The 23,945-nt window shown below is 46.7% G+C and carries 29 protein-coding genes; 6 read left to right on the forward strand and 23 right to left on the reverse strand.

Annotated features, from left to right (window positions below; all coding sequences use genetic code 11):
• Positions 1 to 19: 19 nt before the first annotated feature.
• The 10 genes from gatA to MKY66_RS25365 all read right to left on the reverse strand — a co-directional run bounded on the left by gatA (position 20) and on the right by MKY66_RS25365 (position 6,313).
• Complete coding sequence (gatA, locus tag MKY66_RS25320) at positions 20 to 1,477, reverse strand: Asp-tRNA(Asn)/Glu-tRNA(Gln) amidotransferase subunit GatA (protein ID WP_076212617.1); 1,458 nt, start codon at positions 1,475 to 1,477, stop codon at positions 20 to 22.
• A gap of 27 nt (positions 1,478 to 1,504) precedes the next feature.
• Positions 1,505 to 1,792, reverse strand: a complete 288-nt coding sequence (gene gatC / locus MKY66_RS25325) for an Asp-tRNA(Asn)/Glu-tRNA(Gln) amidotransferase subunit GatC (RefSeq protein ID WP_036607033.1) — start codon at positions 1,790 to 1,792, stop codon at positions 1,505 to 1,507.
• A gap of 205 nt (positions 1,793 to 1,997) precedes the next feature.
• Positions 1,998 to 2,381 carry a hypothetical protein gene (locus MKY66_RS25330; protein WP_024631336.1) on the reverse strand — a complete coding sequence of 128 codons (384 nt, stop codon included), beginning with the start codon at positions 2,379 to 2,381 and terminating at the stop codon, positions 1,998 to 2,000.
• A 132-nt stretch (positions 2,382 to 2,513) separates the two neighbouring features.
• On the reverse strand, positions 2,514 to 2,744 hold the full coding sequence (locus MKY66_RS25335; protein ID WP_179088545.1) for a hypothetical protein: 231 nt from the start codon (positions 2,742 to 2,744) through the stop codon (positions 2,514 to 2,516).
• Positions 2,737 to 3,072: a YxlC family protein gene (locus MKY66_RS25340; RefSeq protein ID WP_076212620.1), complete on the reverse strand. Its 336-nt coding sequence runs from the start codon at positions 3,070 to 3,072 to the stop codon at positions 2,737 to 2,739. Before MKY66_RS25340 ends, MKY66_RS25335 begins: the two co-directional genes overlap by 8 nt.
• 2 nt (positions 3,073 to 3,074) lie before the next feature.
• Positions 3,075 to 3,605 (reverse strand): RNA polymerase sigma factor SigY, encoded by a 531-nt coding sequence (gene sigY / locus MKY66_RS25345; RefSeq protein ID WP_076212623.1) that lies wholly within the window; start codon positions 3,603 to 3,605, stop codon positions 3,075 to 3,077.
• A gap of 104 nt (positions 3,606 to 3,709) precedes the next feature.
• Entirely contained in the window at positions 3,710 to 3,976 is a 267-nt protein-coding gene (locus MKY66_RS25350; RefSeq protein WP_339806319.1) for a hypothetical protein, read from the reverse strand.
• A gap of 511 nt (positions 3,977 to 4,487) precedes the next feature.
• The gene (locus MKY66_RS25355; RefSeq protein ID WP_036607016.1) at positions 4,488 to 5,120 is read right to left on the reverse strand and encodes an MBL fold metallo-hydrolase; all 633 of its coding nucleotides are present in this window, start codon (positions 5,118 to 5,120) and stop codon (positions 4,488 to 4,490) included.
• Positions 5,121 to 5,126: 6 nt separating this feature from the next.
• Positions 5,127 to 5,696, reverse strand: a complete 570-nt coding sequence (locus MKY66_RS25360) for a thioredoxin family protein (RefSeq protein WP_036607014.1) — start codon at positions 5,694 to 5,696, stop codon at positions 5,127 to 5,129.
• A gap of 2 nt (positions 5,697 to 5,698) precedes the next feature.
• On the reverse strand, positions 5,699 to 6,313 hold the full coding sequence (locus tag MKY66_RS25365; RefSeq protein WP_036607012.1) for a DedA family protein: 615 nt from the start codon (positions 6,311 to 6,313) through the stop codon (positions 5,699 to 5,701).
• 160 nt (positions 6,314 to 6,473) lie between these two features.
• On the opposite strand from MKY66_RS25365, the gene MKY66_RS25370 reads away from it, so the two are divergent.
• Positions 6,474 to 6,821: a dehydrogenase gene (locus MKY66_RS25370; protein WP_076212629.1), complete on the forward strand. Its 348-nt coding sequence runs from the start codon at positions 6,474 to 6,476 to the stop codon at positions 6,819 to 6,821.
• Positions 6,822 to 7,476: 655 nt separating this feature from the next.
• Here the strand turns inward: MKY66_RS25370 and MKY66_RS25375 are convergent.
• The 5 genes from MKY66_RS25375 to yyaC all read right to left on the reverse strand — a co-directional run bounded on the left by MKY66_RS25375 (position 7,477) and on the right by yyaC (position 13,878).
• Entirely contained in the window at positions 7,477 to 9,966 is a 2,490-nt protein-coding gene (locus tag MKY66_RS25375; RefSeq protein WP_076212632.1) for an O-antigen ligase family protein, read from the reverse strand.
• Positions 9,967 to 10,149: 183 nt separating this feature from the next.
• A complete protein-coding gene (locus tag MKY66_RS25380; RefSeq protein ID WP_076212635.1) occupies positions 10,150 to 11,397 on the reverse strand; it encodes an SAM-dependent methyltransferase in 1,248 nt (415 codons plus the stop codon).
• Positions 11,398 to 11,492: 95 nt separating this feature from the next.
• Positions 11,493 to 12,197, reverse strand: a complete 705-nt coding sequence (locus MKY66_RS25385; RefSeq protein ID WP_076212638.1) for a DUF6483 family protein — start codon at positions 12,195 to 12,197, stop codon at positions 11,493 to 11,495.
• A gap of 271 nt (positions 12,198 to 12,468) precedes the next feature.
• A complete protein-coding gene (locus tag MKY66_RS25390) occupies positions 12,469 to 13,260 on the reverse strand; it encodes an alpha/beta hydrolase (protein ID WP_036607004.1) in 792 nt (263 codons plus the stop codon).
• A gap of 60 nt (positions 13,261 to 13,320) precedes the next feature.
• Positions 13,321 to 13,878, reverse strand: a complete 558-nt coding sequence (yyaC, locus tag MKY66_RS25395; protein ID WP_083657171.1) for a spore protease YyaC — start codon at positions 13,876 to 13,878, stop codon at positions 13,321 to 13,323.
• Positions 13,879 to 14,036: 158 nt separating this feature from the next.
• On the opposite strand from yyaC, the gene MKY66_RS25400 reads away from it, so the two are divergent.
• Positions 14,037 to 14,261 carry a DUF1128 domain-containing protein gene (locus MKY66_RS25400; RefSeq protein WP_017692283.1) on the forward strand — a complete coding sequence of 75 codons (225 nt, stop codon included), beginning with the start codon at positions 14,037 to 14,039 and terminating at the stop codon, positions 14,259 to 14,261.
• 148 nt (positions 14,262 to 14,409) lie between these two features.
• On the opposite strand, the gene MKY66_RS25405 is transcribed toward MKY66_RS25400, so the two are convergent.
• Positions 14,410 to 15,135 (reverse strand): pirin family protein, encoded by a 726-nt coding sequence (locus MKY66_RS25405; RefSeq protein WP_076212641.1) that lies wholly within the window; start codon positions 15,133 to 15,135, stop codon positions 14,410 to 14,412.
• 139 nt (positions 15,136 to 15,274) lie between these two features.
• The gene (locus MKY66_RS25410; protein WP_076212644.1) at positions 15,275 to 16,294 is read right to left on the reverse strand and encodes an asparaginase; all 1,020 of its coding nucleotides are present in this window, start codon (positions 16,292 to 16,294) and stop codon (positions 15,275 to 15,277) included.
• A 177-nt stretch (positions 16,295 to 16,471) separates the two neighbouring features.
• On the opposite strand from MKY66_RS25410, the gene MKY66_RS25415 reads away from it, so the two are divergent.
• From MKY66_RS25415 to MKY66_RS25430, 4 genes are all read left to right on the forward strand, one after another.
• Positions 16,472 to 17,173: a phosphatase PAP2 family protein gene (locus MKY66_RS25415; protein ID WP_076212647.1), complete on the forward strand. Its 702-nt coding sequence runs from the start codon at positions 16,472 to 16,474 to the stop codon at positions 17,171 to 17,173.
• 134 nt (positions 17,174 to 17,307) lie between these two features.
• Positions 17,308 to 17,565 (forward strand): GlsB/YeaQ/YmgE family stress response membrane protein, encoded by a 258-nt coding sequence (locus tag MKY66_RS25420; RefSeq protein WP_017692278.1) that lies wholly within the window; start codon positions 17,308 to 17,310, stop codon positions 17,563 to 17,565.
• A 64-nt stretch (positions 17,566 to 17,629) separates the two neighbouring features.
• Complete coding sequence (locus MKY66_RS25425) at positions 17,630 to 18,037, forward strand: YtxH domain-containing protein (protein ID WP_076212649.1); 408 nt, start codon at positions 17,630 to 17,632, stop codon at positions 18,035 to 18,037.
• 84 nt (positions 18,038 to 18,121) lie between these two features.
• Positions 18,122 to 18,487 carry a DUF5665 domain-containing protein gene (locus MKY66_RS25430; protein WP_076212652.1) on the forward strand — a complete coding sequence of 122 codons (366 nt, stop codon included), beginning with the start codon at positions 18,122 to 18,124 and terminating at the stop codon, positions 18,485 to 18,487.
• Positions 18,488 to 18,504: 17 nt separating this feature from the next.
• On the opposite strand, the gene MKY66_RS25435 is transcribed toward MKY66_RS25430, so the two are convergent.
• From MKY66_RS25435 to MKY66_RS25460, 6 genes are all read right to left on the reverse strand, one after another.
• Positions 18,505 to 19,536: a magnesium transporter CorA family protein gene (locus tag MKY66_RS25435; RefSeq protein ID WP_256704267.1), complete on the reverse strand. Its 1,032-nt coding sequence runs from the start codon at positions 19,534 to 19,536 to the stop codon at positions 18,505 to 18,507.
• A 127-nt stretch (positions 19,537 to 19,663) separates the two neighbouring features.
• Positions 19,664 to 20,437, reverse strand: coding sequence for a sigma-70 family RNA polymerase sigma factor (locus tag MKY66_RS25440; protein ID WP_047841571.1), 774 nt, complete (start codon positions 20,435 to 20,437; stop codon positions 19,664 to 19,666).
• Positions 20,434 to 20,886, reverse strand: coding sequence for an anti-sigma B factor RsbW (gene rsbW / locus MKY66_RS25445; RefSeq protein WP_076212654.1), 453 nt, complete (start codon positions 20,884 to 20,886; stop codon positions 20,434 to 20,436). Before rsbW ends, MKY66_RS25440 begins: the two co-directional genes overlap by 4 nt.
• Before the next feature lie 18 nt (positions 20,887 to 20,904).
• On the reverse strand, positions 20,905 to 21,243 hold the full coding sequence (locus MKY66_RS25450; RefSeq protein WP_036606989.1) for an STAS domain-containing protein: 339 nt from the start codon (positions 21,241 to 21,243) through the stop codon (positions 20,905 to 20,907).
• Positions 21,244 to 21,329: 86 nt separating this feature from the next.
• Positions 21,330 to 23,006 carry a response regulator gene (locus tag MKY66_RS25455; protein WP_076212656.1) on the reverse strand — a complete coding sequence of 559 codons (1,677 nt, stop codon included), beginning with the start codon at positions 23,004 to 23,006 and terminating at the stop codon, positions 21,330 to 21,332.
• Between the two features lie 16 nt (positions 23,007 to 23,022).
• Entirely contained in the window at positions 23,023 to 23,895 is an 873-nt protein-coding gene (locus tag MKY66_RS25460) for a protein-glutamate O-methyltransferase CheR (RefSeq protein WP_074096446.1), read from the reverse strand.
• Positions 23,896 to 23,945 lie beyond the last annotated feature (50 nt).

The following is a 23,945-nucleotide window of genomic DNA, read 5'->3' on the forward strand; positions in this document are numbered from 1 at the left end:
TTCCTCCGTTCCGGGCAGTCTACAGCTGCGGACGCTGCTTGTGGAATTCTGTATTTTGTTCAAACGCATGCGCTACACGCAATACGGTGGTTTCATCAAAGGCTTTACCGATAATCTGCAGGCCAACAGGCAATCCATCCGAGAATCCACATGGAATGCTAACAGCAGGTACACCAGCAAGGTTAACCGGAATCGTCAAAATATCGTTCAGATACATCGTAAGTGGATCATCCACCTGTGAACCCAGTTTGAACGCCGTAGTTGGCGCAGTTGGTCCGATAATCACATCATATTTGGCAAATACATTGTCGAAATCCTGTTTGATCAATGTACGTACCTTCTGTGCTTTCAGATAATAGGCATCATAGTAACCCGAGCTGAGTGCATACGTTCCAAGCATGATACGTCGTTTCACTTCGGGACCAAAGCCTTGACTGCGGGATTGATGGTACAGATCCAGCAAGTTATCCGGATTGTCTGCACGTACGCCATAACGTACACCATCAAATCGAGCCAAGTTGGAAGAAGCCTCTGAAGATGCCAGCAGGTAATACGTAGCCACCGCATATTCGGTATGCGGAAGGGATACTTCTTCCCATGTTGCCCCGAGCCCTTCAAGAACTTTCAATGCAGACAAAACCGTTTCTTTCACTTGTGGATCGACGCCTTCACCGATGTATTCCTTCGGAACAGCAATGCGAAGCCCTTTGACGTCACCTGTCAGTCCGCTCAAATAATCCGGGATCTCTACTTTTGCAGAAGTCGAATCTTTGGCGTCATATCCGGAAATAGCTTGCAATACATAAGCAGAATCTTCAACATTTTTCGTCAAAGGACCAATCTGATCCAGGGATGATGCAAATGCAACCAATCCAAAGCGGGAAACAAGTCCGTACGTTGGCTTCAATCCAACAACACCGCAATACGAAGCAGGCTGTCTGATGGAGCCACCTGTATCTGATCCAAGCGTGAAGTACGCTTCTCCCGCAGCCACAGCCGCTGCAGAACCACCGCTGGAACCTCCTGGAACACGATCCAGTGCCCATGGATTACGTACAGGGGAGAAACTTGAATTCTCATTGGAGCCGCCCATGGCGAATTCGTCCATGTTGAGTTTACCAATAGTTACGGTGTCCGCAGCTTTCAATTTCTCGACAACTGTCGCGTCATACACCGGGTCGAAATTACGAAGGAATTGGCTACCACACGTCGTGCGCAGTCCGTTCGTAACGATGTTATCCTTAATACCTACAGGCAGACCAAAAAGCAAACCTTTCTCCTCGCCGCTAACAAGACGGTCGTCCAGTTGACGTGCACGAGCGCGTGCTTGTTCTTCATCCAGAGCCAAATATGCCTTAACTTTATCGTCATGCGCGCCAATGTTCTGATACGCCTGATCCACCAGATCGCTGACCGACAGTTCTTTGGCATGCAGCTTGTTATGTAACTCAGGCAACGATTGTTCAAATAAACTCACAGTTTTTGTCCTCCTTCCGGTTATCCGTTATTCCATTACTGCAGGCACTTTAAACTGCCCGTCTTCTTCTTCCGGTGCATTGCGCATCACCTGTTCAATCGACAGGCTTTCTTTGGTCTCATCTTCACGCATAACATTGCTTACGTGCAGAACGTGAGTGGTGGGCTCGATGTCTTCTGTATCCAGCTCATTCAGCTTTTCTGCATATTTTAAAATCGCGTTCAGCTGACCTGTCAGGGTCTGTTCTTCTTCAGCAGTCAAGTTGAGCCGGGCCAGCTTGGCCACATGCTGAACGTCATTATTCGAAATACTCATTAGCGGATGCCTCCTTCATTCGTTCTGATTCCCGAAACGACCTGAAACGAATCGCTCGTTTAACGGGCTAAAGTCTCAAGATAACTTTTTTCATTATAGGTGAGATAGTTCGACAATTCAATGCAAATGACCTGACAGGCTTCCGGGAAGCTGAAATCAAACTTATAAAATAAAAAAGAGCCGGCATCAGCCGACTCTTAAAATTCTAAATCCATGCACGCAGATTAACCTGCTTTATAAAATCCGCCTGTGACATAACATCGTTCGCGGTTTCCTCTTCCTCTTCCACAGCTTGAAAATCTCCGTTCATCAGATGATGAAACAGCTTCTCATTGTGTGTCGCAAGGGCGTAATCTATCAACGCTTCTCGCTCGACCCGCTCAGCTTCCTGCTTCAGCAGAACCTCTTCCAGATCGACGTCGCCGGATGGAACAAAAAAGTTCCGGTTTACCTGCGGCACTCGAAGCACGTAATCGAACGCATTGTCCGGATTCCGGTCATAAGCGATGATGAAACCATATTCCCCCACAGGAAGATTCTGCTCAAACGCATCCGCGACGATGACAACCTTCTCTCCTAATCGCAGCATCGTCTAACCTCCTGGTAGTCTATCATTAATATTTATTTGTATAGTCTACTAGAAAAGAATAACGATGTCTAGGAATACTAGAATTAAACAACATATTTGTGCAAAATCTTTTTTTCCATTTTTAAAATGATGTTATTTCAGATTACGTGCACCTGGCTTGCGCTGTAATCGAATTACGACAAACCAGTATATTATGAGCGGCGTGGGAAATCCTGTGATGCCCCATAATCCCCATAACCAGGGGAAACGTCCACGTTTGCGTGCGTCCTGAAAGATCCATGTGCCCTGAACCAGAAGAAAAATGCCAAGCAATGTAAGCCACAGTGGAGAAACCTCATCCAATGAATAATGCATTTTATTCATGACGAACCTCCTTCCGGCGCCGTCCTGCCCAGATCACAACCAAAATCACCGCAACTGCTGTACCAAGAGCCTGGATTCCCAAATATAGAGCTGGAGCAGATACAAAAAATAATGCCCCGAAGGTAATGGCAAGCAATCCAACCAACCAGAAACATATCATCTCAATCCAATTGGCTCGACGTCTAATCTGTCTCCGTTCCCTGACTTGGGCTTCAAGTGAACCCAAGGAAGGAATACTTGTCGGCTCAAATGCATCATCCAGCACTTTCATGTGTTGCTGCAATCGTTCTACAACTTCTTGTTCTTGTGCATCATCTGATCTGCTCATCCTTATTCCAGCTCCTTTCTTAACTGACGGAGACCATAAGCTGTGCGTGACTTCACCGTTCCCGCAGGAATACCCAGCATTTCCCCGATCTCGTCATACCCGTATCCATAATAATGCTTCAGTAGCACTGCAACACGATGTTCGGGTGTCAGTCTTGTCATCGCATCCATGACATCTGTCCATTCTTCATTCCGAGTCTCAAGCTGCCAGCGGAATCGACGTACGGCCTGATCCCGGATGAGAGCAAGCCAGTTCTGTTCTCTCTTCTTACGTCTTGTCTTATCGATATAGATGCGGGTAGCAATGGTGATCATCCATGATGAAAAGGCAGACGTGCCGTCATATCGATGGATATTTTCCATACAACGAATCATCGTATCCTGCACCGTCTCTTCTGCGAGGTTAGCGTCCATCGTAACTTTGACTAGATACTTATACACAAACGTGTAGTGACGTTGCAACAACGCTGCGAGTGCGCTATCGTCTCCCGATACCGCTCTGCGTACCTCTTCCAGCTCAGCTGCCTTTATCATGAAATCACCTGCTTTCCGTTCAATCTGGAGTTAATACGACAGGCTCTGCAAAAACGTTCAATGAAATTTCTAGAAAAATTAAAACCCGACAATTTCCCGGGCAATCAGACTTGATTCCGATAATTCTGCAGCTTGTCGAACCACGGTTGGTTGCGGGCTCCGTTTCTTAAAACACGGCTTGTCCATACATTCTGCTGAGACTTCATCACTTCATTGGTCACGCCAGGGTTATGTATTAAAGCTTGCTCAGTACCCGTTTCTCTTTTCCCACTTTCCAATATACGACGGTTTTCTTCAATGATCGGATACTCGACACGCTGTCCCAACGGAATAACTCTTGGTTTCTCCACTTTGATATTCCCCACTCTCATGATCTATATAAGTTGAACTAAAGATTATTTACACTGACACTACGATGACAGAATAACCTTCCAATCGCTGTTATCCCCAGATTTTTTGATTCCCTTTTCTTAAAGGGAAAATCCGGTGATAAAGGCGAACGCTTCGCTTTTACAGGTTTTTTCTGTCCTCTCCGTTATCATGTAAATGATTAGTTCAACTTATATAATATTTTCTTAAATTCTTTTTTTCTAAATCAACCTGTACTTGCTGCTAACTTGCTATTGGTCTCAAACTGGCTTGTGATGAAGCGCATCTTACATCTCTATGTAGCGTAAAAAAGGCTAATTCTGCGATAAAAAGGGGCTGAAAACAAAAAAAGAACGCAAACCGGGTATAGACCACAGTCTGCGTGCTTCGCGAGGTTGGGTGTTTCTTGGTAATGCTTCAGTTAGATGATGCCTTAACGCTTTGTAACAACTAATTGCTATTCTAATGAAAAAGTTGTCACTTGTCCAGACTTTCTTCACATATCATGTCGGATTATCTTGCGGACACGTAAGGATTGTTCTGTTTCTCATAACCAATGGTCGTTTTGGGACCATGACCTGGATATACTTTAACCTCATCAGCAAAGGTGTAAAGCTTGTTCTGGATTGAATCAATCAGATCCCGTTCACGCCCTCCTGTCAGGTCCGTTCTGCCTACACCCATGCGGAACAGCACATCACCGGCAAACAGGTCGTTATCACAAAGCAAACTTACACTGCCTGGGGAATGTCCAGGTGTATGGAACACTTTAAACGTATGACCAATCAGATTCAGCTTCTGCCCTTCGTCCATGGCATATTCAGCCGGATCTGTCGATAGTGGTGGTGTCGCCTGCGGCCAATTCAAAGATCCATTTAATTTCGGGGTGGTGAGCCAGTCGCTCTCCAAGTCGTGAAGATAAACGGGACATCCCTTCAATTTACGGATCTCATCTACCCCGCCCATATGATCAAAGTGAGCATGAGTGAGGAGAATGGCTTCAATCTCCAAGTCTTGGATCGCCTTAAGCAGCGGCCCTGGATTCATGCCTGGATCGATAATGACGGCTTTGCCCGGATCATCTCCTTGTAGAAGATACGCGTTGGTCTGAAGCGGGCCTAGTGTAAACGTACGAATGTTAAGCATATCGGCTTAGTAACCCGAAATCAGTTCACGCAGCTCACGGATAATGGCCGCATGTGACTCCGTTCCTTCCCCATAACGTTTACCAATCTCTTGACGCGCTACAGCCAAATTTTCTTGATAATCTGCTGCTTCACGATCCGGATTAAGGCGTTTGAATTCAATCATGACTTCCTGTACATGCTGCGGACGAGGTCCCCACTGACCTAACACATGACCACCTGTATCTGCAAAAATAACGACTGGCACGGAACGGCCACCCATCGTCAGGAACTCATCCATCACTTCCGGATGGTTCTCCATAATCAGAACTTCTGTTGGAATTCCTGAGATTTCAAGCGCCTGGAACACAACCGGAATATTACGGACAACATCCCCGCACCAGTCAGCAGCCAGAATTAACACACGCAGATCATCGCGATGGTTCAGGCTCTCAAAGAACTCACGATCCTCTTCGTTCGACCAAGTAAAGCTATCATAGTTGGCCTGGAATTCACTTTGGTTCTTGGTCATGCTCTCGATAAACTCTTTTGGTGGAAGACCTTTACCGAATTTGTGAGACAAGTTGGGTTTACCCATGACTAGACACTTCCTTTCTTTTTACGAACATTCATCCATTTAATAAGTACATAAACAATCATAAGGGCGAGAGCGACAAGCAAAATAGGCATAACATATGGTGCCGCTTTCTCATCAATATGCTTCCATTGATCTCCAAGAATCATCCCTAAATATATAAACAATGCAGTCCAAGGTATAACAGCGAGTGTAGTAAGCAAGATGAATTTGCCTGTGTGCATTTTCGTGATGCCAGCCGGGATGGAGATTGCATGTCTTACCACCGGAACAAAACGAGCCGTGAAAATGACACCTGTACCATACTTGCGGAACCACTCCTCGGAATGGTCGATGTGTTTTTTCTGGATGAGTATGTATTTACCGTAGCGTTCAAGCACAGGTCTGCCGCCATAACGGCCAATCCAGTAAATAAATAACTGGGCAATCACACCGCCCACCGTACCAAAAATCATAGCACCGAAGAAGTTGATATTACCTTGTGAAACGAGAAAACCTCCATACGCCAGCACAATTTCGCTTGGGATAACTTCCAACATTAATCCAAGCATGATTCCAAAGTACCCAAGACTTTGAATCCAATCGAACAATTGGCCAACAAGGTTATGAATAAAGTCCATCTCAACCCTCTTTCTCCATCCTGATTGGCGGTGCCCCTCCGCACCATGGATGTTCGTCCCTATTTTATCACAGGGCTGTGGACGTTGCTACTTCACGAGGTTGGGATAGTGTCCCGTTCGCAGCAGTCCGCATATGGTATGGGGAGAGGAGCGTGAGAAGATGTCACACAAGTCAATACCCGGTTCTCCGCCGGTCAAACATACGCAATCTGGTCAAAACCTTCCTTCCGCCAGAGGAATTCGCCGGGCATGCAGCAAGGAATTGTACCGGACAGCCAAAAGGCTAAAAGTATATGTCTCTCCCGAACGGATGAAGCAGGCGGAAGAATATTATTACGGTAAGGTGATCACAAATCTGCTCTGGATTGGGGAGAATCGCGACAACCGCAAGAAATTATGTGAGTGGTGGAACACGGATGTCAGTGCAGAGATCGCCGTGATGTGGGAAGTTGAGGTTGAACCATTAAAAGATGCATTTCAGCATGCATTTGGCGGGTATCGTCTGTAGATATGGAGGAATGAGGCAGGTAGCTGTTTCTTCAAACCTACTGAAAGACGCAGCAAAGCTGAAGCGAATCTGAACATGTTAGGAACAGGCAAGGGCACTGAGTCCTTCTCGTGTGATGTTAATGCCTCCTTCACGTCGAACAAGCGATAGAGACAACATAAATGGGAATTGCTCACTTATGATGTAAAGCTTCGCTCTGGGCGGAGTTCAGGGTCGTCCTCTGGCTTGCGGATCGAGCAGAGCATGGAGCCGACCACCACGGGGAGCATGAACATAAGCTGTGAGTATGAATATGAGCTGGAAAGTATGAACAAAAAACACCGAGTAATTTTTCATACTCAAGCCCACGAGCGGTAACGAATCTGAGGCGTCTTATTCAAGGATTTGAAGCACTTTTAGAAATCTAAAGAATCTGAGACACGTTATCTCGGGATTTTTGGCCTTTTTAACTTTTTTGTTAAGGAGTTTCGGGAAATAACGTGTCTGATGTTCCTTAGAATTTAAAAGGAGGAGCGGAAAGCCAAATAAGACGTTCTGTGTTCCTTAGAAAATCGTATATCCATCCGCCAGGAGCAGCCAGCTTGGACTTCCAGACTTTTGGACGCTGACATCCATCATCATATAACTTGGGTAAACGTCAAGATCCAGCAGTGATTCAAGGGCTCCGTTTGGTCAACTCTGGAGTAAAGAGAGGAGAAGAAGCCGAAGCAAGCCTGCGCAGGTTCTCTCCATAGCCTGAAGCATGTTTTTCCATTACAAAACGACGATCATTATGAACGTCTCCTCCTTCCACTTCCTCAGCCAGCAGTTGATACCGTTCATACATCCGGACACCAGCGGCGGCAGTCTGTCGGGCTCGATCTCTATATCCTGCCTTCCATTCCCGCCTCGCTGCCTGCTCCATCCAATACAAAGCCGTGGATTGGCTAATGCCATCATACCGATTCAATGAGATCGCTTGTTCAAAATATTCTCCAGCCTGCTGTCCTTCGCCGAATTGGGCTGCCAATCGTCCCAGTTCGATGTAAATCTGAGGGTGCATCGGGAAATGGGACAGGCTGCTCATAAGGAGTGACTCTGCTTCTCGTCCCAGTAGAGATCGTGCAAAGGATATCACGATATCCGGTCGATTCGGATTCGATTGAAAAGCAGCCATAAGATGCACCTTCTGTGCTGGAGTGCCATCCGGTTCAGACATCGCCTGACGGTACTGCACTTCTGCTACAGCATATCGGGAGGTCACCCACACTGTTCCACCAAGCCAGAAAAGGATGATCATCACTGTGGATACCCTTATTAGCCGAGCAGTTACTCGCTGAAAAATATGAAAGAAGGAACGCATCGGGATAGCTGATGGGTGGGATTGGGTTGGTAAATATCGCAAGAAAAGAGATCTGGATTTAGATCTCAATTTAGATCCCGATTTGGATCTGATAGGAGTGTATTTCACAGTTACGCTGGATCGCTGGACCCCCTCTGTTTCCGTCTTCAATGCGACTGCCCAAGCACCGAGCCAGATGAAGAGCATCCAAAATAATGTGAAGCTCCAGTCAAAGTCCATCACCCCATGCAGGCCAAAAACAAGCACAGATGGCATGAGCTGCGGTGCAAAATGAAAGATGCTTCGCAGGGTGAGGAGAAACCACCCTGCGACAAGCAGGATGCCGATCATGCCTGTGTCCAGGGCGAGATCGAGCAGGCCGTTGTGAACCTCGCCTCCAACATAAGGCGAGGATTGAATGGCGCGGAACATGTTGCGCCATGTATCCCCCCCGTGGCCGAGCCATGCGGCCTCGGTCCACAGCTGGAGGGCATCCCGCCACATCTGTAGGCGGGACACCCCAGTGCCGACACCCGCCGCAAGGCGATCGGCGGTGGAGGCCACGGCCATCAGTGCGGCGGCGGCTCCCGCCAGCACAATGGCCGTCAGGGCAGCGGCGCGCGGAGCCTTGGCGGCGCCGCTGTGCCATAGACGGCACAGCAGCAGCGTGCCGAGCAGCGCAGCTGCCCATGCCCCGGCCAGTGCCAGCAGGCCGGGCACTGGTGCAGGCGCCAGCTGAGCAGCAGCCAGCTGGCGGTACAGCCAGGCCGCGCACGCCATTGGCGCGGCCGTGGCCAGCAGCAGCGGCAGGCGGGCACCGCGCCGCTGCAAAGCAAAGGCGGCGACCGCGGCGCAGCCGGTCGCCAGCCAAGCGCCGCGCGACTCGCTCAGCAGGAGCGCGGCTTGCGCAGGCATGAGCGGCAGCACTGCCGCGATGAGTCGCCCGGCCGGCACAGGCCGGGCTATGACTCGCGCGGCGGCTGTCAGCCGCTCCAATGCGTACATGCCAACAACGGCACCGTACGCATTCGGGTACTGCAATAATCCGCCGAGCCTTGCTCCGGCGGAGCTGATCTCGGGGTCAGCAGTCCGCATTACCCCGAAGGGCAGCGGCAATATCCCGCACACGGCAAGGATGCCGCTTAGCACAAGCAAGCCGCCTGCCATCTGCCAACCGCAGGCTAACCAACGCGCACCATCCGTGCGCGCAGCCAGTATTGCAGTGAGCAGAGTAAACATCGCAAGCAGGCTCCATCGCAGCATCTCATCCATGCTGCCCTGTTTACTCACCGAGCCTGCCCACGCATGTAGCCCAAAACATGTCATCATCCCCAGCGGCCACAATACCCGCCACATTCCCGGAAATCGAAATATATTCTCAACGATTCGTTCGATGTTCCCCTGATCCTGTACCAATGACATGGGTATTCGTTCACTCGCCTTCTGTGGACAAATACCTACAAGGAAAAGAAAAAACATGATCAATATGCTTCCTGCTGCGATCAAAAGGACAGGATACAGATCAGCCGAATAGTACAGTCCCCGACTCAGACATCCTGCAAGCAGCAAGACAATGGAGAGTATGCCTAACCCAACAGTCCACCCCGATCCTGAATAACGTTTACACCTCAAACTTTGAGAAAAACTCCCTGACGCATCGGTCTGGATAGCTCCATTTGATTGATGTGTATCACCTTTTTTATACGTATCATCTTTGTTGTATGTATCTTCCCTATTACATGTATTGTCCCCATTACACAAGTCCCTGTTATCTACATATTCTGTATTCCTTACAACTCCCTTATCCATTGTCCCATTCTTCATCTCCACCCTCCTTCCACCGCTCCGTATGCATAACAAAAAGACAGAAGATCCCGATAACGGGTCCTTCTGCCTGATATACATCTGACAGTTATGATGTGGCTTGCTACGAAGTATGTGCATTGAATATCATTTTACATCCAGGGACCCTAATTGCAGTATGTCCCTTGATTGTCATTGGCACACTCAGCAAAGGTCGCAATTTGCGGAATCTTGAACGGTTTCTTTGCTCGATTTTGATTTCCCGCCGGCCTGCTTGCCATCGCCAGGAAGCAAATCGGCACAAGCCCGCTCCAAATATGGATCGGCATGAATGAAATCACGGAAAGCTGTGTATTCATTCCACATCTCCGTCACTTCGCCGGCCTGACCACGAACAGCACGAATCAATATGTTTTTAGGCGTATTCTCCATATCGATGAATTCAAGCAATTGTGTCTTGTATCCCATCAGATCAAGCAACTTGGCACGAATCCCATCCGTAGCCAGTGCGGAAAAACGTTCCTTGAGGATGCCATGGGACAATAACGGATTCATCACCGAAGCCTCTACTTGATCAAACAGTTCATGCTGACAGCAAGGAACAGACAGAATAACAGAAGCCCCCCAACGAACTGCCTTCTCCAAAGCAGCATCGGTAGCTGTATCACAGGCATGCAGTGTGACAACCATATCCACTTCATTTAATTCATCGTAGTCCGCGATGTCTCCAACCAGAAACTTCAGATCGCCATAATGCAATCGATTAGCCAGGTCATTACAATGTTCAATGACATCTGCCTTCAAGTCCAACCCAATAATCTTGAGTGAACGACGTTGTTGTACAGACAGATAATGATATAACGCAAATGTCAGATAAGACTTGCCGCAACCAAAATCAACGATGGTCAGTGGACGTCCTTCCGGCAGATGCGGAATGACATCCTGCACCATTTCGAGGAAACGGTTGATCTGTCTGAACTTGTCATACTTGCGGGCCAGCACACGACCTTCTTCGTTCATAATGCCAAGTTCAACGAGGAACGATACGGGCACTCCCTCCTCCAATACATATTGCTTCTTGCGATTATGCGACAGATCCACTGCAGTTTTGGAAGCAGATTTGGTCAGAATGGATACTTTATATTTTTTGCTGATCAAAATTTGATAGTCTGCCTCGGTCGTACAGAGCAGCCCTTGACGAAACGTCTCTTCGCATAACAAAGTCATGCGCTCTGCCGCTTCAGCCGGAGTCAAATTCTCGTGCAGCACTTTGTTGTTATAATGAAATGCAAATTGATAATGCAGCTGATTCTTCAGTGTCACCGGCTTGACTTGCACTTTGGTATACGAGACATTGTCCCGTCTGCGCAGCTGGCTCCAGGTCGCTGTAATCAGCGAATTCTGTTCAAAGATGTCTTGTATAAGCTTTCGCAATGAATCCACGGGGTACATCTCACTTTCGGTTTGGTTTGGTCAACCGTTACCATACCACAATTACGTTCCCTCTCCAAGTAAAGGCATGTAACAGGCCTTGATCCTATCCATATTTAGGAGTTCATCTCTTGACGACTTAGTTCAGCTAACCCCTCTTCAACTTCGGTACGCGGCAAACCACCATGCTCCAGCTGTTCATCTGTGAGTTGGCTCAACCTTTCATAGAACGTCTGTACATCATCTCGGTAGCTCACCGGGAATTCAGCACCAAGCTGGAGCAATCTGTACCAACTGTTCTCTGCTTGGTCGTAACGTCCTTGTTGTTCACGATACAGGGCAAGCTGTCTTTCAGTTCGAGCAGGAAGTTCATATTCTTTCGTAAGCCCCAACACACCCTCCACCCGTTCCGGTGCGTCCAACAACTTGGGATTAGCCCCATGATTCAATGCATACAGGTAAAAATGAAGTGATCTCATCAATCGAATGACAGCCTCATCCTCTGCGTCCATTCTCTCCTGATCATCGATACCTTCCACTTTGGCCTTCTCTTGATAAATGTAAGCCTCTTCTTCAATCAGCCTCGCGGCTTGCTGCAGATTATCTACCTCAATCATTCCGCGAAAACGGAACATTTCAATAACATCCTCTGCTGGCAATGAGTTCAGTAGAGATAAGTTCAACCCAAACTGCTTGCGCATCAACTCATCCAGTTCAGACAATGCCTCGGTGTGCTTACGCTGCTGTTTGAGCGTGAACACTTTGCCTATTGCTTCAGTCATTTCCTCCATCATGCGGAGCAGATAATCTTTTCTGAACATGCTGTATGCCCCCTCATCTTTCGACCCTATACATTCAATCGTTCTCATATCGTTCCTTTATATTTATTTTAATTCATGCCATGACAAAAAGCCAAAAACAAGACACACGTGTCTTTGCTCTGGCCATGAACACACTAAACCCCTGCCTATCCCAAAGGGACGTGGCAGGGGCTCGGTTGAAATGGAACTGGGTACTCCTCCTCCACAAGAGGTTGAATCATCCAGAAACCAAACTATATTTTAATAAAATCAACATAAATCACTTCATCAATTACTTCGATAATCCAGCCATAAATTGTTTAATGACCTGAATTAACTCTTCAGGAGCTTCATACATGCTCATATGACCCGCACCCGCAATCACGGCTTGCACGATATGTGGCTTGTCACTTGTAAATGTACGTTCTGGCGGGATAACAGCATCCTTCTCTCCTGCAACCAGCAATACAGGTAACGGTGTAGCCGATAACACATCACGGCGATCCGGGCGTTCCCGCATAGCAAGTGCAGCACCAACAGCACCTTGAGGAGCAGTCTGGTATCCAATTTCCTTCACACGTGTTACATGCTTAGATAACGATTCCACATGTTCCGGTGCAAACAGTCCGGGAACCAGTCCATCTACAAAATTCACGATACCTTCGGTCTGAATGGTGGATACAGCACGAAGGCGTTTTTCCTTGGCTTCTTCACTGTCCGGATAGGCTGTCGAATGAATCAGACCAAATGCATTCAAACGCTCCGGGTGACGTTGTGCAATCGAGAGCGCAATGTATCCCCCCATCGAGTGTCCCAGAAGGACCGCTTTTTCCACATTCAACTCATCCATCAACTGTAATACATCGTTGCCCATCTGTTCGATGGTATAACTTCCTACAGGTGCATCTGTTTTTCCGTGTCCACGCAGATCAGGTACGATACAGCGATAGCTACGTGCCAGTTCAGGTACGACCTCATCCCAATACGATGAACTGCCACAGTATCCGTGGAGCAAAATGAGTGCTTCTCCCTTACCTTGTTCGGCATAACAAATCGTCGTTCCATCACACATCACTTTTTCCATATAAATCCCTCTCTCTGCGCGAATGATATAATTCAGGTTGTATATTATTAAGCCTACATATCATGAATGAAACGTTTGTCTCCATTTCCATGCTTCAATTGCGGCGTCTGCAATCGTTCGGGACATCCCCATGACCAGGTGAAGCGAGGTCATCTGCAAAATGGAATAGGGCCTTGGTCCATTCGCATTAACCACCGCTGCTACACTGTATTGTCCAACAGGAGGTAGCTTGCCTCCAACCGATTGGGCCGGAATGAGTGGGTTATTCGAGAGATAGTATGTACCTACCGCATGCTTTGGACCCAGACATGCATCAATCGCTATGATGGCATGGTGTGCAGGAATTAGTGCCAATTTCTTTTCCAGCGTATCTGCATCACAAGGGGAAGACAGCGTGCCAATCACGTTCTCCATTCCACTCTCTTGCAGTAAACTTCCTGTCAGTGGACCCAGAGCATCCCCGGTGGAACGATCCGTACCAATGCAGACAAACGTGATTTCAGCTGGAGAATGAAGTTGAACGATGTTTTTGAAAAATAATACCAGACTCTCTGCGGGCACGCCTTTGCGGACTTCCCTTCCCTGATGGCGAACCATTTCTCGCTTATACACTGCCAAGCTGTATTCCCTCCAGTACACTTAAGTTTCCATGAAACCCTGTTGTTGTATCCATCATTGTAACCGATGCTTGGTTTCCCCGCAAAAGCATTAGCCTGAGCGCTTCCAATCATGATACAATAACAAGAGTTTCCGATACGGAAGGGATGAACTTAACGATGGATTTAACACAAGCAACAGCAGCCAATATGGAATATATGATTGAAGCGATCAAAACCAAACTTCGTATGGCAAGCGGTGCCGCCATGCAAGCTTCTTCATTCCCACTTGAGAAATATGAAGATCTGTTTGACCTGTATGAAATGATTTTGAGCAAGGAACATCTCAGTATCTCTGAAGTGGAAGCTGTCGCTTCGGAACTGGGTAATCTTCGTAAATCTTAGCAAAGTGTTGCTTTTGATCATTTGCGACTTCTATGAAGTCCTTTCAAAAGCAAGCCTAAAAAGGACCTGTTTCCACATCACCGTGGGAACAGGTCCTTTTCCACATATTTATATTTCCAGACTATCTTTTACGGAATACATCCCATCCTTAAGGCAGGTCAACCAAAACAAATTCGGCAGGTTCGCTGTCTGTGCTCGTGATCTGCAGATCACAGCTTTTGCGAATTCGTGCGGCATCCCCCGGCTTGAGGTTGAAGTTGCCATCTGAACAATGAATCTCTACATGGCCACTGATCAGAAAAAGATGTGTCCGTCGATCTTCGTGTTGCGGGTACACCAACTTTTTCCCGGACTCCAAATGCGACAAGTAACAGGTGACATCCTGGGAAATAGACAATGCGCCTTCGCTTTCCTCGCCCCCTTGCCCGGATACAATCGGACATAGACGATTCAAATGCTCCTGCCTCTCTATTCTCCGATTCGCATAAGATGGTTTCAGCATACGCTCCGATGGCAAGAACCACATCTGAAGGAAACGTACCGGTTCATCCGCTGACGGATTGGTTTCAGAGTGTTCCACTCCCGTACCCGCACTCATCACCTGGACCGTACCCGGTTCAAGCAATTGTTCTGTTCCCATACTATCCGTATGTTTGAGTGTACCTGATATGACATAACTAACAAGTTCAAGATCATGATGTGGATGTTTCTTAAAGCCTTCTTGCGGCATCAGCGTGTTTTCATTATGAGCCAACAGACAGCCAAAATGGGCGTTGCTTGGATCATCATAATCCGCAAAGGAAAAGCTGAATTCACTGTGTATCCAACCTCGATCCGACGTGTGCCTTTCTTCCGATGTCACCACTTTAATCATGTTCATCCACCTCCAAGGGTTTAGAGCTGCCACATTACCGCGGCAGTCCATGCGTGTATATGAATTGTATAGATGAATACCAGTTGGTATGTCATCTTTACCCGGGGTCCGGCAACTCTAATCACGCCCCTTCTTAAGGTTATACGCTATCTTCAAGTGAGTGGAGAATGAATTCACTATCTGCATGACCTACAAGGGTACCCGCATCATTTCGGATGTCCGAAGGGAACACTTCAGCCAAACGTGCAATGGTTCTCTCATTGGAATAACCAATCTGTTTCAAGATGGATTGGGTAATGAAGGCCCATTCTTCCTCGGAACCATCAAGCACCTTGAAGGTGATTCCCAGTCTTTCTTTTTTCAGGCCAAAACCAAATACCCCCTTGAATCCACCCTTCGCTACAATGTTATCGTCTTCCAGCAGCACTGAATCTACACGCTCCGTGCCACCTACCATCAACGGATGTTCATTCATAGCTGATGTTATGGTCTCTACAGCTGTTCTTGTGGAAGGATCAGCAATAAGATCCGGACAAGCGAGCTTCAGATAAGCATTCGACAATGCCGACAACGGCAAAGAAAATACCGGAAAGCCGCAGCCATCCGTCCCAAGCTCAATTTCTTTTTCCTCAATACCTGCCAGGTCGGCAAAAGTTTCAAGAATTTCTCGTTGCACCGGATGATCCGGTTCAGCGTAACTGCCCAGATCAACCTGCTTCATCTGACTGTACCCCAGAATTCCCAGATGTTTGCCGGAGCAGTTGTGCAAGATGCGCCGTTTCTCTCCTTGTGCACGTAACCATTGATTACGGCTTTCTTCATTAAGCGGATAACTTGGTGCACAGATCAGACATTCTTCTCCCAATCCGATCTTACCGGATAACTGCTCCAGCACCCGAATGTGTTCCGGTTCCGAACGATGCGAAGAGGACATAATAGCAATCTCCTGTGCTGATAGGCCATAGTGACTGGCAATTCCTGCCCGAATACCTGGAATGGCTTGAAAAGGTTTCGCAGATGAGCGAGTGAACGCTCTGAAATGAGGGTCACCAGCCGAGTATACGATTCGGCCATACTCATCCGTAATACTTATGTGTCCGTAATGGGCGCATTCCATAACGCCTGCACGGTATTCTTTAATTAACAAGGCACTCTCCATGCGAGTTCTCTCCTTTGTACTCCCGATTTCATCTCTGCTTTGCGTCACGACGCCGCATGGGATATCTTAAATAGTATAGTACAAAAACGACGTTTTTACAGTTTTTTCGACAGGCATTTCGGGTATAGCTTTATCATCTATGTTCATCTACTACAATAACTGAAGGAGAAACTCATTATGCCGCGCAAAACGTATTCAGCAGACTCATTCAGTTCAAATTCAGGCACGTTATTACGTCCACTCCTCAACTGGGGTTTGACTGGTCTGGCCCTCAGCGCATCGGTTGTATTCATCCTGGCAGGTCTGGGTGCCTGGTTGGGTGCTGATGTTATTATTCGTCTGGATGATCAAATTCAGCAATTATTTTATCTGAATTCAGATTCACGTCTTTATCTGTTCCCTTACACTGCATTCATAACCGCACTGGGCTCATTCAAAATCTCTGCTGTGGCTACCGGAGGTTTTGCTCTTCTTTTCTTCATACAACGCAGTCCAAGGTTTGTTATATATGGATATGCGCTCACAGGAAGTTTTGCCATGATGTGGGTTCTGAACACGTTATTGAAGGAATTTTTCAGACGAAGCAGACCTGAACTGGATCATCTGCTGGTCGTTCACGGGTACAGCTTTCCGAGCGGACATGCCATGATCTCCATGGGTTTCTACGGCATGCTCTTTGTAATCTGGGCCATTGAACGACAGCGACATAACTCTTTCGGTGTGTGGCTTCCTGTTCTATGTGGTATCAGTTTTATTTTCTTGATTGGCCTCAGCCGAATCATGTTGGGCGTTCATTATCCTACGGATGTATTTACTGGATTTACTGCTGGATTGGCATGGATCTTCTGCATGGTTAAAGGTATTAAACAAAGTCGCTAAAGAATGAATTCCTCTGATTTCCAGTTCATTCATCCTGATCTTTATTGTTTCACAGGGTTGCACGGGGTTTATATACGAAGTAAGCAAACGCGAACAGACAACATCCTACATCAAGTTTAAAGGAGGCGGTTGTTATGTGGGGCATCATTATCAGCATTGTGATGGCTGTCATCATCGGTTTGATCGGAGATGCACTTGCCGGTCACAACATGCCTGGAGGCATAATCGGTGCAATGATCGCCGGATTTGCCGGAGCCTGGCTGGGAGCACTTTTGCTTGGTAACTGGGGACCAGTTATCGGTAACTTTGCCATCATCCCTGCCATCATTGGTACAGCGCTCTTTGTTTTCTTGCTGGGGCTTGTGTCCAGACTGCTAAGACAGGCTGCCTGATTCGGGCAACAAGGTGTTCGTTGTTTCGTATTTGTTTCTTAAATTGAAGAAGGAGTGATTAGACATGAATAAAGCAGAAGAGCAATATCCTGTACAGACGGGTTCAACTTTCGCAAAAGGTATTTTCATCGGGGGTTTGCTGGGAGCTGCAGCAGCACTACTCTTTGCGCCTAAACCGGGACGTGAATTGCGTGGTGACCTTTCCGAGAAAGTGGGCATCGTTACTGACCGAACCAAAGAAGTGGCAACTGTTGTAAGTGACAAAGCAACTGAACTGGCTAAAACGGTCTCTTCCAAAACTTCCGACATTGCAAAAACGGTAAATCAAGGCCGCAATGATGTAATGGACTCTGTGAGAAAAGCGTCCGCTGATGTGGCTAACGAAGCATCCCGTGCATCTGATGAAGTGGCTGCCGCTTCCGTTGAAGCGAAGGAAGATGCACGTAAAGAACTTAACTCGACCAGCCTGTAAGGCGATACAGATCGAGAGACCAATAGCCAGCTGCACTTCAGCTGGCTATTTTTTATCCAATGCGAGTTGAGGAGGACGAATAATATGAGTAAAGTTACAATCAATGGTAATACTCCAATTACGGGAGGAACACCGGAACAGCAGTATGATACAAGCGAGCATCCTTTTGAATTGCGTCATGAGGTAAAACGATTGAACACCCGTCTGGACCAGATTGCGGACAGTCTGGAGAGAGCACAGATCAAGGATATTATTGAGAATTACAGCAGTCCCAAGAAGCGGATCATTACTAACTTTACAGCAGGAATGGCAAGAGGACTCGGCCTAACTGTAGGTACCTTTGTTGTTCTGGGTTTGCTGGCATTCATTCTCAGTCAATTTGTCAATATGCCGATTGTTGGACAATACATTGCTGATTTACTTGGTTACATTGAAGATTACAAAAACTAAGAGGACTAGCCAATAGGCTATCCCCTACGCGTTTCAGTTGCTCCTTTTTTCTCGATCTCTTCAGCGGAAGGCTGTGAAGACTTCACTTTGAGCAGGTCTCCTGTCCATCCTTTCATCATCAGCCATACATACATGCTGATCATACTTAAGATAATAACGACAAGGACCAGTACAACTCCCCATGATTTGTCGATAAAGGGCAGGTTCTCAAAGTTCATCCCCCATATCGCGCCAGCTGCCGTGGCAGGTATGAACACAGCGGTAACTATGGTTAGCGTCTTCATAATCTCATTCCCACGAACTCCTGAGATCGCATTATCAATGGAAATTAACGTATCGATCTCTTTCTCGTAATGATTGAACAGACGCTCCATACGTTCCACACGATATTGAAGCTGTAGAAAGAAACGATTGTCTTTCATCTCACTCAGGTAAGCTTCATGGGCAGCGGCCATGAGTTCCGAGTACGGGATAAACAGATTGCTCCAGTATAACAATTCAAATCGGGCAGCGAGAATCTGGTCCATCAAGGTACGTGCATTACGAGACTCCATCTTCCGTTCCAGATCACGCAGGTTCATCTCAAAGTGATCCATACCCACATGATAGTAATGCAGTATTGCTCGAAAAAGTACGAACATGCCATCCCTCGCGACTGTACATTGTTGCAACATATTCGCACGTTCATCTGTCTTCATAATACCTCTTGTATTTTCATCCATATTCAAGGTAACCAGGTTGGTGCGATCGACATAAAAGAACATCTGATTATCTTTTCTTTTGTCATCTCTCTCATTTTTAATCGCATACAACAAGGAGCCAAATATGACGGGCTCAGTACCATTCACGAAACGGACGGACAGATAATTCGATTCCACTTCCGGAATTTTATGAAGCCAATACTGCATATCGGGAAATGACTCGGTCAGCTCCTCCAAGGCATTTTTCATGCTATCCGTATCAGGTGCAACCCAATCCCACCATTGCCAATGGTCTGAGCAAGATAACTTGTCGCGACGAGCTTCCAGCTTGATTTGGTTCACAATCACAATATCCACTCCTGCACATATGTTTATTGCATACAACCTTTTTAATCCCAAAAAGGACACGTATGTATTCCAATGGAATTACGTGTCCTTCTCTATGCCGTACTCAACAACATTTGGGTTCCATTTTTCATAACATTGAAGCATTCGACATGATCTGTTTCAATTTCTCTGTAGCTCGCTTCTGAATCCGAGATACACTCATCTGTGAAACACCAAGCTTCTGGGCAATTGCCCGCTGAGATTGGCCATCCTGGAATGCTAGAATAAGTACCTGCTGCTCTTGTTCCTTCAATTGTCCCAATGCCTGTTGCAAGTCCATCCGTTTTTCGACCGAATCATAGTCATTAACATCTGCACTGATCAGTTCTCCCAATGTTGCTGCACTGTCATCCTGAGATAAAGGAGAATCCAGTGATACATAATGGTAACACTCCCGACCAGCCAGAACTTCAATCGTCTCTTCTGCAGTCAAATCAAGGTATTCAGCAATTTCGTTCACACCGGGTGAGCGCTCCAACTTGACGGTTAACTCATCAATGGCATGTTGCACAAGGGCTCCCTTTTCCTTAATCCTCCGGGGCACCTGAATATACCAGGATTTGTCACGCAAGTAGTTCTTCATATGACCGATCATACTCTTCATGGCATAAGGTTCAAACGGAATACCCAGGTTGATATCGTATTGCTTAAGCAATCGAATCAAGGCCATCTGCCCGGTCTGATACAAATCTTCGTATAGATCGGGGCGATTCCGAGCAATTTTACCTGCTGCCATCTTAACCATTGGTTCATATTTGCGGATGAGAACTGTTGCAATTTCATTATCTTGGGTCTGCTGGTATTCCCAGATCAAACCTATAGCTTCAGACATGGACTCTGGGGGAGTCACTTTTTCATTCATACTTTCTCCTCACTTCTTGCAAGACGTTTTACGAGTACTACTTTCGTACCTTTGCCCGTCTCACTTTCCACACTGACATCGTCCATCAAGGCTTGCATCAGGTAGAACCCAAGTCCGCCAATCTGTGCTTCTGTCAGTTCTTTGTCGTGAAGACCAGCACGTGACACAGCAGGATTCATGTTCTCGAAGCTGGCACCTTCGTCCTTGACAGTAATGGACAATGTTTCGCCTTCCACTTCGAATACAACTTCAACCATGCCACCTTCGTGTGAGTAGGCATACAGTACAGAGTTGTTACAGGCCTCGGATACAGCAACTTTCATATCCTCAATGTCTTCATAAGAAAATCCCATTTTAGATGCTACTCCATAAAGATTAAGTCTTACAATATCAACGTAATCAGCTGTCGCCGGTAAATTAAGGGTGACTCTTTGAACTTCTGCATTCATTCCTTTTTCGATCCTTTCCTATTGGGAATTCTTCTGTGTGACAAAGAATTTGGCGATGCCCGTCATGTCAAAAAGTTTCTGAATCTGCGCAGGAACTTCCTGTACTTCAAAGCGAGCTTCCATTCCATGTCTTGCCTTCAGAACTGATAACAGGATACCAATCCCTGTACTATCGATATACTTCAATTCTTTCATGTTAATCACAAGATCCTGTTCCTTGTTATCCACGAGCGGCTCCATCACCAAGCGGAAGTCAGGAGCAACCGACAAATCCAGTTCGCCAGTCAGATACACCGTGCACACGCCGTCCTGAGTTTCAGTTCTTGCATTGAATTTTTCATTTTTATTTGTATTCATTAGACATCTCTCTCCTGATCAATGGTTTCCTTACCTAATAACCCAACTTCAGCACAAGTGAAACAGAAAGGAGTTTGGCAAATGTTTCAATTGGCCTGATTCATTGCTGAGGGAGCTGGGTCTAACATTTGTCGTTGTTTCTGAAACTGGGCTATCTTCTGTTTTACATTGCCCATTTTCACCGGTTTACTAATATAATCATCCATGCCGGCAGCAATACAGCGTTGCTGAATACCTTCCATCACGTTAGCAGTCATCGCTATAATGATTGGCTGATTGGATTGGGACAGGCTCTCTCGAATCCGTCGTGTACATTCCAAACCGTCCATAACAGGCATCTGCAGATCCATAAACACATAGTCATAGGGATAACGGCTGCCGTTTACCATATCAAGTGCGCTCTGCCCATCTTCAGCAATGTCTGAGAGCAACCCAAGCTTACCGAGCATAATCGCCATCAACTTCTGGTTAATAGGATGATCATCCACGATTAATACCGTAGGATATTTATTCTCATTTTTAACATCCGTTGCCTTCTCTTCCCCGTTCCTCTGGACCAGTTCAGTTTCTACATAACGTTTCGCCTGAATTGTGAATACAAACGTTGCTCCCCGTTGCTCTGTTGTATCCAGGTAGATCTGTCCACCCATCATTTCAACCAGAGTCTTGCATATTGCCAGTCCTAAGCCAGTTCCACCGTATTTACGTGTCATGGATGTATCCAACTGGGAAAACGGCTGGAACAGGCGATCCACTTTGTCTGAAGCGATACCTATCCCGGTGTCTTTAACGGCAAACTCCAATGCCATTTGCCCATCCTTTTCTTCCTTAACCGACACGATCAGATACACTCCACCCTGATCGGTAAATTTGATCGCATTTGCAATAAGGTTCAAGAGAACCTGACGGAGCCTTGCCATATCTCCATAGATTAATTCAGGGACAGAATCTTCCAGGAAATAATCCAGTTCCAGATTCTTTTTGCCTGCTTCTGCAGCAAACAATCCCAGCACTTCCCGAATACAGGAGACAATTTCAAAAGGATGCTCTTCAAGTTCCATTTTGCCGGATTCCATCTTGGTAAAATCAAGAATGTCGTTGATGACCGTGACAAGTGCATCCGCGCTGCGACGAACGATATCTGCATATTCCTTCTGATCTTCCCTCAGTTCCGTTTCCATCAGCAGATCAACCATGCCGATAACTCCATTCATCGGTGTACGAATCTCATGACTCATCATTGCCAGGAACTCGGTCTTTGCATTGGCTGCAATTTCTGCTTCTTCCTTGGCCTGAATGAGTTGTTGATTCATCTTCTCCAATTCCTGTGTCTTCTGGTGAAGAAGCATGGTCTGTGTCTTCAAACGTTTATTGGTGATAAACATCTCCACAAAGCCCTCGATTTTGGATTTCAAAATCTGAGGAATAAATGGTTTAACCATGTAATCAATGGCCCCGGCTGAATATCCGGCAAACAAGTGCTCCGCTTCTCTGCTATTGGCAGAGATGAATATAATCGGCACATCCTTGGACTTGTCCCGTGCCTTAATTAACTTTGCTGTCTCAATTCCGTCCATTCCAGGCATCTGCACATCGAGAACGATAACCGCAAATTCGTCTTTTAGCAGACAGCGGAGTGCCTCTTCTCCGGAAGTTGCCTTAACGAGTTTATATTGTTCCGATTCCAGAACTGCTTCAAGAGCAAGCAAGTTCTCAGGGCGGTCATCTACCAATAATATGTGGATTGGTTCATTGAGCCCCATGGCTAACCCTAACCCCCTATTTGATCTTCCGGTATATTTTTTCGGTCCGGTCTAACGGCTCATAGGTATCACTGAACTCTGTAAAATGTATCGATTCTTTCGACCCCAGAACCAGAATACCAAAGTGGCTCAAGCTCTCATGAAACAGCCCATGCACATGGTTCCGCAGTTCATCATTAAAATAAATCATGACATTACGGCAAAAGATAACATTGAACTCGTTAAATGACCGATCTGTTGCCAGGTTGTGCTCGGCGAAAATGATGTTCTTCCGTAGAAAAGGATGAAATATCACCGAATTGTATTTCGCTGTATAGTACTCGGAGAAGGCTCTGGTACCCCCTGCCTCCAAATAATTTGTAGTAAATAGTTTCATTTTTTCAATACCGTATACGCCTTCTTTGGCCTGTTGCAAAGAGCGATCATTCATATCCGTTGCGTAGATTCTCGCCTTGTCATACAGTCCTTCCTCATGCAACATGATGGCCATGGAATAAACTTCCTCTCCCGTAGAGCATCCCGCATGCCATATTCGGATATACGGATAGGTTCTCAGGATAGGAATAATCTGCTCCCGAAACATTCGGAAAAGCGAAGGATCTCGAAACATTTCCGTTACAGGGATGGATAAGTTCTGTACAAAACGGTCAAACGCGGAACGGTCATGAAGAACACGTTCCTGTAAGCCGGATATGCTCTTAACACCTTCAGCATGTGCATGATGCCAGATTCTTCGTTTCAGGGATGGCAGTGCATAGTTTCTAAAATCATATCCATATAAACGGTGCATGCCTTCCAACAGCAACTCAATCTCGATCAGCTCGCGCTCTTCATCTTGCGGCATACGGACCAAATCTGCCCCCGTCTCGGTAGGTTCCCACGGTGTCATAAGTTCTCTCCACTTCTTCATTTGTTACTTGCGTATTCGTTGTATTGTCT

The organism is Paenibacillus sp. FSL R5-0766, assembly GCF_037971845.1.
In the GTDB taxonomy this organism is placed as follows: domain Bacteria; phylum Bacillota; class Bacilli; order Paenibacillales; family Paenibacillaceae; genus Paenibacillus.